Origin of the sequence: Amycolatopsis sp. NPDC023774 (genome assembly GCF_040639695.1) — a bacterium.
In the GTDB taxonomy this organism is placed as follows: domain Bacteria; phylum Actinomycetota; class Actinomycetes; order Mycobacteriales; family Pseudonocardiaceae; genus Amycolatopsis.
Window position 1 is genome coordinate 214,030 of the sequence record NZ_JBFAAJ010000005.1, and the last position, 11,045, is coordinate 225,074.

Here is an 11,045-nt window from a genome sequence, read left to right on the forward strand (position 1 = left end):
GGCTCGGGCATCAATGGTCCCGTCGCGCGGCAAGTCCGACGCGAACGGTCCAGTCGCGCGGCGCGTCCGGCGCGAAGCGGCCCCGCACGGACCGACTCGGGCATCAATGGTCCCGTCGCGCGGCAAGACCGGCGCGAAGGAACCGGCCCTGCGGCGCGTCCGGCGCGACCGGGCAACGCATGGCGCCGCGAAAGGACCTGTCGCCAATAGGAGGCGGCGCCGAGGTGCCAACTCCCGAACGATGGCCGAAGGGAAAGCCAACGCAACCGGGCGACCAACCAGCCCCGCAACCGCAGAACGGCCCTCCCACCGAAGTGGGAGGGCCGTTCAGAACCGCGCAGCCGTCAGACCCGCTCAACCGTCAGCGTGTCTCCGGCCTCCAGCTGCGGAATGTCCACCCGCACGGTGTCGCCATCGCGGATGTCCCCCGACAGCAGCTTCTTCGCCAGCTGGTCACCGATCGCCGACTGCACCAGCCGACGCAGCGGCCGGGCCCCGTAGATCGGGTCGAAGCCGTTCAGTGCCAGCCATTCGCGAGCACCGTCAGTGACCTCCAGGTGCAGCCGCCGCTGGGCGAGACGCGCCGCGAGGCGTGCGACCTGGATGTCCACAATGGACGTCAACTGCTCGGTACCGAGGGCGTGGAACACCACGATGTCGTCCAGCCGGTTCAGGAACTCCGGCTTGAACTGCCGCTGCACGGTTTCCAGCACCGCGTCGCGGCGCTGGTTCTCGTCCAGGGATGGGTCGGCGATGGCCTGGGAGCCGAGGTTCGACGTCAGGATGAGGATGGTGTTGCGGAAGTCCACCGTCCGGCCCTGGCCGTCGGTCAGCCTGCCGTCGTCGAGGACCTGAAGGAGCACGTCGAACACGTCGGGGTGCGCCTTTTCGACCTCGTCGAGCAGTACGACCGTGTAGGGGCGGCGCCGCACGGCCTCGGTCAGCTGCCCGCCCTGGTCGTAGCCGACGTAGCCCGGCGGGGCACCCACGAGCCGCGCCACCGAGTGCTTCTCGGAGTACTCGCTCATGTCGATGCGCTGCATCGCGCGCTCGTCGTCGAACAGGAACTCGGCCAGGCCCTTCGCCAGCTCCGTCTTGCCGACACCGGTCGGGCCGAGGAACAGGAACGAACCCGTCGGACGGTCGGGGTCGGCGACCCCGGCCCGCGCCCGCCGCACGGCGTCGGACACGACCTGCACGGCCTGCTCCTGCCCGATCACGCGGCGGCCCAGCTCCTCCTCCATGCGGAGCAGCTTGCCCGTCTCGCCCTCGAGCAGCCGGCCGGCGGGGATGCCGGTCCACGCGCTGACCACGTCGGCAACGTCGTCTGCGCCGACCTCTTCCTTCAGCATCACGTTCTGCTGGCTGACCTCCGACGCGGCCGTGGCCGCCTCGAACTCCTTCTCCAACGCCGGGATCCGGCCGTAGCGCAGCTCGGCGGCCTTGCCGAGGTCACCGTCGCGCTCGGCGCGCTCCGACTCGCCGCGCAGCTGCTCCAGCTGCTCCTTGAGCTCGCGGACGCGCTCGATCGAACCCTTCTCGTTCTGCCAGCGAGCGGTCAACGCGGTCAACGTCTCCCGCTTCTCGGCCAGCTCGGCCCGCAACACGGACAACCGCTCGAGAGAGGCGGCATCGTCCTCCTTGGACAGCGCCATCTCCTCGATCTCCATGCGTCGCACCGCGCGCTCCACCTCGTCGATCTCGACGGGGCGCGAGTCGATCTCCATGCGCAGCTTGGAAGCTGCCTCGTCGACGAGGTCGATCGCCTTGTCCGGCAGGAACCGGGCGGTGATGTAGCGGTCGGACAGCGTCGCGGCGGCCACCAGCGCGGCGTCCGTGATCCGGACACCGTGGTGCACCTCGTAGCGCTCCTTGAGCCCACGCAGGATCGCGATCGTGTCCTCCGGCGACGGCTCGCCCACCAGCACCTGCTGGAAGCGCCGCTCCAGAGCCGCGTCCTTCTCGATGTGCTGGCGGTACTCGTCGAGCGTGGTCGCGCCGACCATCCGCAGCTCACCGCGTGCGAGCATCGGCTTGATCATGTTGCCCGCGTCCATCGCGCCCTCGCCGGTCGCACCGGCGCCGACGATCGTGTGCAGCTCGTCGATGAAGGTGATCACTTCGCCGGCTGAGTCCGTGATCTCCTTGAGCACGGCCTTCAGCCGCTCCTCGAACTCACCGCGGTACTTCGCACCGGCCACCATGGACCCGAGGTCCAGGGCGACCACGCGCTTGCCCCGCAGCGATTCGGGCACGTCACCGGCGACGATGCGCTGGGCCAAGCCCTCGACGATCGCCGTCTTGCCGACGCCCGGCTCACCGATCAGCACCGGGTTGTTCTTGGTCCGCCGCGAAAGCACCTGCACGACACGGCGGATCTCCGTGTCGCGCCCGATCACCGGGTCGAGCTCACCAGCGCGGGCGCGCTCGGTCAGGTCGACGCCGTACTTCTCCAGCGCCTTGAACGTGCTCTCCGGGTCGGCACTCGTGATGCGCGCCGAACCCCGCACCTTCGCGAACGCCTCCTGCAGCGCGTCGGGCGTCGCTCCGTGGCGCTTCAGCAGCTCCGCGACCTGGCCGCCCTCGGTGGCGAGGCCGACGAGCAGGTGCTCGGTCGACACGTACTCGTCACCGAGTTCGGTGGCGAGCTTCTGCGCGCGCGTCAGCGACTTCACGGCGTTCGTGTCGAACTGCGGGCTCGACACGGTGGCGCCCGTCGCGGACGGCAACGCGTGGATGATCGGGTCGAGCTCTTTGTGCACCACCTCCGGGTCGGCCCCGACCGCGGTCAGCAGTGGTGCGGTAAGTCCCTCACCCTGCGCCAGCAGGGCGCCCAGCAGGTGGGCGGCCGAAACGTGCGGGTTGCCGGCCATCGTGGCCGCCTGTGCCGCCGACGAGATCGCCTGCTGGGTCTTCGTGGTCGGGTTGAAAGCGTCCATCCCTCACCTCATGCGCTCTGTGAAAGTCCAGGTGACAGCCCTGACCAAGGACCATCAACTTCTATAACGTCAGAAAACTTGAGTCTGTTCCGCTCAACTCTGAACCGGCGTCACCGCGTCCGCCGGAAGCCTCGGCCCCAGCCTGCCCAGGCCCGCGACGGCGAAGCAAGCGCAGGTGCCGACCAGCACCCAGGGTAACCACACCGACACGGAGAACAACGCCACCACCGCCGGCGCCAGCACCTGCGCGAAGGTGAACGCGTACTGGAACGCTGCCAGGTACCGGCCCTTCGCTTCGGGCGGGGCCGCGGCCTCGGCCAGCGCACCCGAGCGCGGCCCGAAGACCAGGTCGCCCGCGGCGTAGACGAGCGTCGCGGCCAGCAGGTACCCCACCTGCCAGCTGCGCGGCACGACCAGCACGCCCAGGCTGACCACGCACCACGCGGCGAAGAGCGCCGAGCCGCCGCGCATCGCCGCGACGCGGTTGAGCCGGCGCGTGAGCCGCAACGCCGCTGTGCCGCCGACGCTGGTGACCACCGTGAGCAGGAACAGGATCGCGCCCGGCAGCCAGGGCGGGCCGTGCAGCAGGTCGAGCACGAACACCGGCGTGCCTATCAGGAAGAAGTCCAGCGACAGCCCGAACATTCCGCTGAACAGGATCAACGCCAGATATGGCCGGTTGCGCAGCACACCGCTGCGCGTCTTCGGGTACGCCGGGCTTCGCCGCTGTGGCCGCACCACCCACGCGATGATCATGGCGGCCACCACGAACGTCGCGACGTCCACCGCCAGCGCCACGCTGTACCCGCCGTCGCCGATCCACATCAGGATCGCCGACGACGTCAGCCCGCCGAGCCCGAAACCGCCCGCCCGCACCATGCCGACCTCCGCGAACGGCCGGTCCTTCGGCACATCGCCGGCGACGTCGGCGATCAGCGCGTAGAGCGAGCTGTAGAAGAGCTGCTGGCCGGCCGCCAGCAGGACCGCCGCCACCACGACCGCGGTGACGCCGTCGGCGATCAGGTACGCGGCCGCCCCCGCCGCTTGCAGCAACTGCGCGCCGACGATCACCGAGCGGGGCCCCATGCGGTCCACCAGCCGGCCCGCGAGCGGCGGCACCACCAGTCCCGCCACCGTCCCGAGCGTGACAGCCGTGCCCGCCGGCGCGAGCGGGACTCCGACCACCCGCGTCACGTAGACCAGCGCCAACGGCAGGAACAGGCCGGAGCCGAAGTTGTCGATCCCCAGCGCGCACAACAACGCGACCCGGCTGCGCGTCACGTCCTGGACGCTACCGCCGGGGCAGGACCCGAGGTCAGGGCCGGAAGGAGACTTCCCGAGCCGCCGAATGCCACTGGCGGTAGAGCGAGCTTCCCCGCCACGTCCGTCCGGTTGATCGGGAGGGGTCCCGGCGCGGTCGAAGAAGCTTGCCCCCGGCCCGGGAGATCAGCGGCGAGAAGACGCGCTCGAGCCCCGGCGTAGGGGGCCGGGGCTCGAGCGGTTCGGTCGGGTGCGCGGTCAGCCGAGGTTCAACGTGCCGCTGTGGCGCGCGAACTCCGGTTCGGCCTCAAGCACCACGTCGTGGTGGGCCGGGGTGCCGAGGTTCACCGCGAGCGGCTCGGCGTGCGGCGCGTGGCCGTAGGCGGTGACCGTCAGCGTGTACGCACCCGCCGGCACGCCGTCGATGTCGTACGCACCGGCGCGGCCGCTGAGGCCGGAGCCGACGACCTTGCCGGCGCTGTCGGTGAGCGTCAGGGCCGCGCCGGCGACCGCGGCGTGGCGACCGGCCGTGCGGACGCGGCCGGTCACGCCGCCCGTGCCGCCGAGGAGCAGGTCGTGCCACGCCGGCGTGCCGGTGAGGCGCACCGTGGACACGGCCGGCGGGAGCGAACCCGCCGTCGCGAGCAGCACGTGCTCGCCGGTGGAGCCCGCTACCAGGGCGAACTCGCCGTTGCGGGCACTGCGGCCGACGTCGACCTGGCGACCCGACGCGTCCGTGAGCGTGAGCACCACACCCGAGACGGGGCGGCCGTCGGTGTCGAGAACGCGGCCGCGCAGGGCCGTCGTGACGTCGGGTTCGGCCGAGGCCGAGGGCGCCACGACCGGCGTGGTGTCGGCGTCGACAGTCCGGCGCAAGGGGACCTCCTTCAGGAAAACCACCGCCAGCAGCGTCACCACGGCGATGAAACCGGCGAACAGGAACACCGTGCCGGTCGCGTCGCCGAATGCCGCGCGGACGATCGGCTGCAGCGCGGCGGGCAGGCCGTCGATGTCGAACGTGCCGCCACCGCCGTGCACCGCGTCACCGGCCGGCAGGCCGAGCCGGGTCAGCGACGACGTGATGTTCGAAGCCACCTTCGTCGACAGCACCGCGCCGAGCGCCGAAACACCGGCGGCGCCGCCGAGCGAGCGGAAGAACGTGACCACCGAGGACGACGAACCCATGTCCTTCATGGCCACGGTGTTCTGCACGACCAGCACCAGGTTCTGCATCAGGAACCCGAGCCCGATGCCGACCAGGGCCAGGTAGCCGCCCATCAGCGTCAGGTTCGTCGTGTGGTCCACCGTGCTGAGCAGGAAGAGCCCGGCCGGCAGCGAGATCCCGCCGGCGACCATGAACGGCTTCGTGCGGCCCGTGCGCGAGATGACCTGTCCGGCGCTCGTCGACGCGAGGGCCAGGCCCAGCACCAGCGGCAGCGTCATCAGGCCCGCGTGCGTCGGCGAGAAGCCGCGCGAGATCTGGTAGTACTGCCCGAGGAAGACCGAACCGCCGAACATCGCGGTCCCGACGGCCAGCGAACCGAGCACCGCCAGCGTGAACGTGCGGTTGCGGAACAGGCGCAGCGGCACCACCGGCTCGGCGGCGCGCGACTCCACGAGCACCGCCAGCGCCAGCGCGATCACCGCGCCGCCGACGTACGCCACGCTCGTCCAGGAGGCCCACGCGAAGGTGGAGCCGGCCAGCGAAACCCAGATCAGCAGCAGGGCGACGCCACCGACGAGCAGGGTGGCGCCCAGCCAGTCGATGCGGACCTTGCGCTTGAGCACCGGCAGGTGCAGCGTGCGGCCGAGCACCACGAACGCGATCACGGCGATGGGCACGCAGACCCAGAAGCACCAGCGCCAGCCCAGCGGCGAGTCCACGATCAAGCCGCCGATCAGCGGCCCGGAGACGGTGGCGACGGCGAACACCGCGCCCGTGTAGCCGGAGTAGCGGCCGCGGTCGCGCGGGGCGATCATCGCGGCGATCACGACCTGGATCAGCGCCTGCAGGCCACCGAGGCCCACGCCCTGCAGCGCGCGGAACGCGATGAGCTCCGGCATCGACTGCGAGATGCCGCCCAGGGCCGAGCCGACCGTGAAGATCACGATGGCGAGCTGGTACAGCAGCTTCTTGCTGAACAGGTCGGAGAGTTTGCCCCAGATCGGGGTGGTCGCGGTCGACGTGAGCAGCGTCGCGGTGACCACCCACGTGTACTGGCTCTGCGAGCCGTGCAGGTCGGCGAGGATGGTCGGCAGCGCGTTCGACACGATCGTCGACGACAGCATCGCCACCAGCAGAGCGAGCAACAGGCCCGAGAAGGCCTTCATGATCTGCCGGTGGTTCATCTGCTCACCGGCGAGGTTGGTACTCAACTTCCTTCGTCACTTCCCGACTTCCGCTTGGTCCACCGCGCACTCAGGGGGCCCGAGCACGGTGCGCAGACCGTTGTTCATGTCCGCGAGCCGGGTCGTCAGGTCGGCGATCCGCTCCTCGTCCCAACCACCGAGGGCCTTCTCGAAGAACGCGATGTAGCGCTCTCGCCACTTCTCGACCTCCGCGAGCCCCTTCTCCGACGCGCGGATCAGCGACGCGCGCCCGTCTTCCGGGGCAGGTCGTCGTTCGACAAGACCGGCGGCCTGCAGCTGCGCGATCTGGCGGCTGACCACGGAGAGGTCCACGAGCTTGCGCTTGGCCAGCTCCGAGGGCCGGGCTTCGCCCTGCCTCACGAGGTCCGCCAGCAACATCCCGGCGGCCGGGTGGAGGCCGGGTTCGTCGGCCCAGGCCTGCATGATCCACAGGTGCTGCAGCTGCGAAGCAGTCCGGAGCTCCCGCATCAGTTCCACCCTGACGTCGTCGGCAGAGCTCATCGGTTTCCTTCCGGACCGGACGCTGCTTGGAGCGCCCACTTGGTTGTGCCATACAAGTTTATAACCTGATGGTTGCGTAGGGCAACTATCTATTCGGTGACCTGCCCCACGCCCGCCGACCCGGCCGGTAACCCGACCGGAGCAACGTTGCTGGCAAAGGGCCGCAGGGCGGCTACTCTGCGGACGAGCCGCAGTCAGGGGACGCGACGACAGCGTCCTGAAGACTATTGAGGGGAACGAGGTGGGACAGTGGTGAATTCCCTCGGCGCCGACCGCAGAGGTCGGCCTGAGCCGGAGTGCTGCCACGGGCCCGCCACTCGCCCGTGATCGCTCCGTCCGCGTCCCCGAACCGCTCCCGACCTGCGAACGACACTCGATGACAGCCGATTCGATCAGCCCGATCCCCCGCTCGGCGGCGCCCCGCGAGACGCCTGCCGCCGTGGCCGCGATGGTGCGGCTGATCCGTGACACCTGGGCGATGTCCGAGCCCTTCATCCCGGAGATCTCGCAGTTCTTCTACGGGATGCTGTTCACGCTCGCCCCGGTCACCCGCGACTTCTTCCCCATCAACATGGAGGTGCAGCGCGGGCGGCTCGTGCGCGCGCTGGTGCACATCGTGCAGATGGTGGACCGGCCCGACGACCTCGTGCCGTTCCTGCGTCAGCTCGGGCGCGACCACCGCAAGTTCGGCGTGATTCCCCGGCACTACGAGGCCGTGGGCACGGCGCTGCTGGCCGCGTTGAAGAACCACTTGGGGCCCGAGTGGACCGCTGAGGTCGAGCGGGCCTGGGCCGAGGCGTTCACGATCGTCGCGCGCGCCATGCAGGAGGCCGCGGCCGCGGACGTGAACCCGGCGTCGTGGCACGCGACGGTCGTGGAGCACCGGCGGCTGACGTGGGACCTCGCGCTGGTGCGGCTGCTACCGGAGCAGCCCGTGCCGTACCTGCCGGGGCAGTACATGAGCGTGGAGGTGCCACAGCGGCCGCGGCTGTGGCGCTACCTCTCGCCGGCCAACGCGCCGCGTGAGGACGGCGGAATCGAGTTCCACGTGCGCGCGGTCGACGGCGGCTGGGTCTCGCGCGCGATCGTGAGCCACACGCAGCCCGGGGACGTCTGGCGGCTCGGTCCGCCGCTGGGGCGCATGGCCGTGGACCGCGAGCGGTCCCGCGGCGTCGTGATGGTCGCGGGCGGAACCGGTGTCGCGCCACTCCGCTCGATCCTCGACCACCTGGCGATGTGGGGCGAGAACCCCAAGACGCGCCTGTTCTACGGCGGTCCGGCACGAGAGGACCTCTACGACCTCGAGGAGCTGCGCGCGCTGTCGTCCACGAACCCGTGGCTGACGGTGACCCCGGTCGTCGAACGCGGCGAACACTTGCCCGGCTGCGAGCAGGGGACCTTGGCGGAAGCGGTTACGCGGTACGGAGCTTGGCCCGACCACGACATCCTCGTGTCAGGTTCTCCCTCGATGATCCGCGCGACCGTTTCCCGCATGCTGGTCGCCGGCAGCGTGCTGAGCCAGATCCAGTACGACCCGTTCACCATCGATTGAGCCGCGCTGGGCGGTTATCGGCCGACGAAAAGTGTTCTTTGCCAAGGAAAACCGCGGAAGATCATTTTCACGGAGCGCCAGATCGGGTTTACCAGCCGTGCCGAAAATTGCTCCGTTCGAGCGGGAACGGCGTTAACTACACCCGTTTTTCTCCAGTGGCGCCTACAGTCGGGATTCCTCGGGGGCGGCGCGCGTACGCAAAGCCGCGTGAAGGCTGAAACTGCTTGGCATGACTGGAGAAAACCGTTCCCGATGAGTGCTGAATCCGTGAAGATCGACCTTGCTCCCGCCGCGGTGCGCAGACCACTGCCCGGTTCCGAGACCGCGCGCGTGATCCGCGAGAGTTTCGCGCTGGTCGAGCCGAAAGCCGAGGAGCTGGCGCAGTACTTCTACGGAGCGCTGTTCGTGATCGCGCCGGATGCCCGTGATCTGTTCCCGGTGACGATGGCCACACAACGGAGCAGATTGTTGCGGGCGCTCGTGAACGTGGTGCAGATGGTGGACAGACCTGACGAACTCACCACGTTCCTCGGTCAACTGGGCCGCGACCACCGGAAGTTCGACGTGGTGACGCGGCACTACGACGCCGTCGGAACCGCGTTGCTCAGCGCGATGAAACGATTTCTCGGCAAAGCGTGGACGCCCGAGGTGGAAACGGCGTGGACGTCGGCGTACCAGTTGATCTCCGACTCGATGCGCAAAGCCGCGGCGGAGGAGACGGGGCCCGCGTCGTGGAGCGGCACGGTGGTGGAGCACCGGAAACTCTCGGCCGACGTCGCGTTGGTGCGGGTGCGCACAGAGCAGCTGCTGCCGTACCGCTCCGGCGGCTACGTGAGCGTCGAGGTGCCGCAGCGACCGCGGCTGTGGCGGTACCTGTCCATGGCGACGGCGCCCCGCGACGACGGCCTGCTCACCTTCCACGTGCGCGCGGTCACCGGCGGGTGGGTCTCGCGGGCGATCGTGAACCACACGCACGCCGGCGACGTCTGGCGGCTGGGGCCTTCGCTGGGCGCGCTGTCCGTCGTGCCGACCGCCGACCAGCGCCCGCTGCTGATGATCGCGGGCGGCACCGGCGTCGCGCCATTGATGGCGATCCTCGACGACTTGTCCCGCTGGATGCGCAACCCGCCCGTCCACCTGTTCTTCGGCGGCCGCACGCCGGGCGCCCTGTACGCGCTCGACGAGCTGCGGCGCCTGGCCCTCACTTCGCCGTGGCTCACGGTGACGCCGGTCACGGAGGAAGGCGCGGTCCCCGGCGGTGACCGGGGCACCTTGGCCACCGCGGTGACGCAGCGCGGCGCGTGGAAGGACCGTGAGGTCCTGGTGTCGGGCTCGCCGGACATGATCCGCGGGACGATCGCGAAACTGCTGGCCGCCGGCGTGGAGCTGGAACGGATCCGGTACGACCCCTTCACCCTCGACTAGTCTCCCGGGGCATGGAGATCACGATCCCCACCCCGGACGGCGACATCACCGGCTACCTGGCAGTGCCCGCTGGTCCAGGCCCCTTCCCGGCCGTCGTGATCATCCACGACGCCATCGGCCTGTCCAAGGACGCCCGCGAGATCACCGACCGGTTCGCCTCCGAGGGGTACTTGGCGCTCAGCCCCAACCTGTACTCCCGCGGCGGCATGTTCCGCTGCGTGCGTCAGGTGTTCAAGGACATGTTCGCACGCAGCGGCCGTGCTTTCGACGACATCGAGGCATCGCGGGTTCTGCTCTCCGCGCGTGCGGACTGCAGCGGCAAGATCGGCATCGCCGGCTACTGCATGGGCGGCGGCTTCGCTCTCGTGGCGGCTTCGCGGTCGTTCGACGTTTCAGCCCCGTACTACGGCCAGCTGCCCCGCGACCTGTCCGCGCTCGACGACGCCTGCCCCGTGGTCGCCAGCTTCGGCCGCCGCGACCCCACCCTGCGCGGCGCCGCCGCGAAGCTCTCGGCGGCGTTGTCGGAACGCTCGATTCCGCACGACGTGAAGGAATACCCGGACGCCGGGCACAGCTTCGCGAACAAGATGGGCCCGGCGCCCGTGGCGGCCTTCGCGAAGGTCGTGGGGTTCGGGTACCACGAGCCTTCGGACCGCGACGCTTGGCAGCGGGTGATGACCTTCTTCGGGGAGTACCTGAAGTCCCCTTCGCAAGCCTGACGCCGCCTGGACGGCTTCGCTGGTGCACAACGGTCCCCTCGCACCCGCGCCCGGCGCGAACGGGCCAGTCGCGCACGTACTACGGCCGCCAACGGTCCGCTCGCACATCCGGAAAGGCGCGAAGGGGGGCACGCGCTGCATGCAGAGCGCGGCTGGACCTTTCGCGCCGCCGGCGCGAAAGGTCCAGTCGAGCCGAACGCCCGGTATGAAGGGCGCAGTCGCTCACGTGCCGCGGCGCGAAAGGACAGTTCGCAACCCCCGCCCGGGCGCGAACGGACC

At 70.0% G+C, this 11,045-nt stretch carries 7 protein-coding genes; 3 read left to right on the top strand and 4 right to left on the bottom strand.

The features are described from left to right. Nucleotides 1-344: 344 nt before the first annotated feature. The 4 genes from clpB to AB0F91_RS15855 form a co-directional block, all read right to left on the bottom strand. Nucleotides 345-2,939: an ATP-dependent chaperone ClpB gene (clpB, locus tag AB0F91_RS15840; protein WP_360598178.1), complete on the bottom strand. Its 2,595-nt coding sequence runs from the start codon at nucleotides 2,937-2,939 to the stop codon at nucleotides 345-347. A gap of 93 nt (nucleotides 2,940-3,032) precedes the next feature. Beyond that, nucleotides 3,033-4,220, bottom strand: a complete 1,188-nt coding sequence (locus AB0F91_RS15845) for an MFS transporter (RefSeq protein ID WP_360598180.1) — start codon at nucleotides 4,218-4,220, stop codon at nucleotides 3,033-3,035. Between the two features lie 237 nt (nucleotides 4,221-4,457). Further along, the gene (locus AB0F91_RS15850) at nucleotides 4,458-6,548 is read right to left on the bottom strand and encodes an MFS transporter (protein WP_360598299.1); all 2,091 of its coding nucleotides are present in this window, start codon (nucleotides 6,546-6,548) and stop codon (nucleotides 4,458-4,460) included. A gap of 36 nt (nucleotides 6,549-6,584) precedes the next feature. Then, complete coding sequence (locus AB0F91_RS15855) at nucleotides 6,585-7,070, bottom strand: MarR family winged helix-turn-helix transcriptional regulator (protein ID WP_360598182.1); 486 nt, start codon at nucleotides 7,068-7,070, stop codon at nucleotides 6,585-6,587. 376 nt (nucleotides 7,071-7,446) lie between these two features. On the opposite strand from AB0F91_RS15855, the gene AB0F91_RS15860 reads away from it, so the two are divergent. The 3 genes from AB0F91_RS15860 to AB0F91_RS15870 all read left to right on the top strand — a co-directional run bounded on the left by AB0F91_RS15860 (nucleotide 7,447) and on the right by AB0F91_RS15870 (nucleotide 10,766). Then, nucleotides 7,447-8,622, top strand: coding sequence for a globin domain-containing protein (locus AB0F91_RS15860; protein ID WP_360598183.1), 1,176 nt, complete (start codon nucleotides 7,447-7,449; stop codon nucleotides 8,620-8,622). Nucleotides 8,623-8,874: 252 nt separating this feature from the next. Next, entirely contained in the window at nucleotides 8,875-10,047 is a 1,173-nt protein-coding gene (locus AB0F91_RS15865; protein WP_360598185.1) for a globin domain-containing protein, read from the top strand. Nucleotides 10,048-10,058: 11 nt separating this feature from the next. Beyond that, nucleotides 10,059-10,766, top strand: coding sequence for a dienelactone hydrolase family protein (locus AB0F91_RS15870; protein WP_360598186.1), 708 nt, complete (start codon nucleotides 10,059-10,061; stop codon nucleotides 10,764-10,766). Nucleotides 10,767-11,045 lie beyond the last annotated feature (279 nt).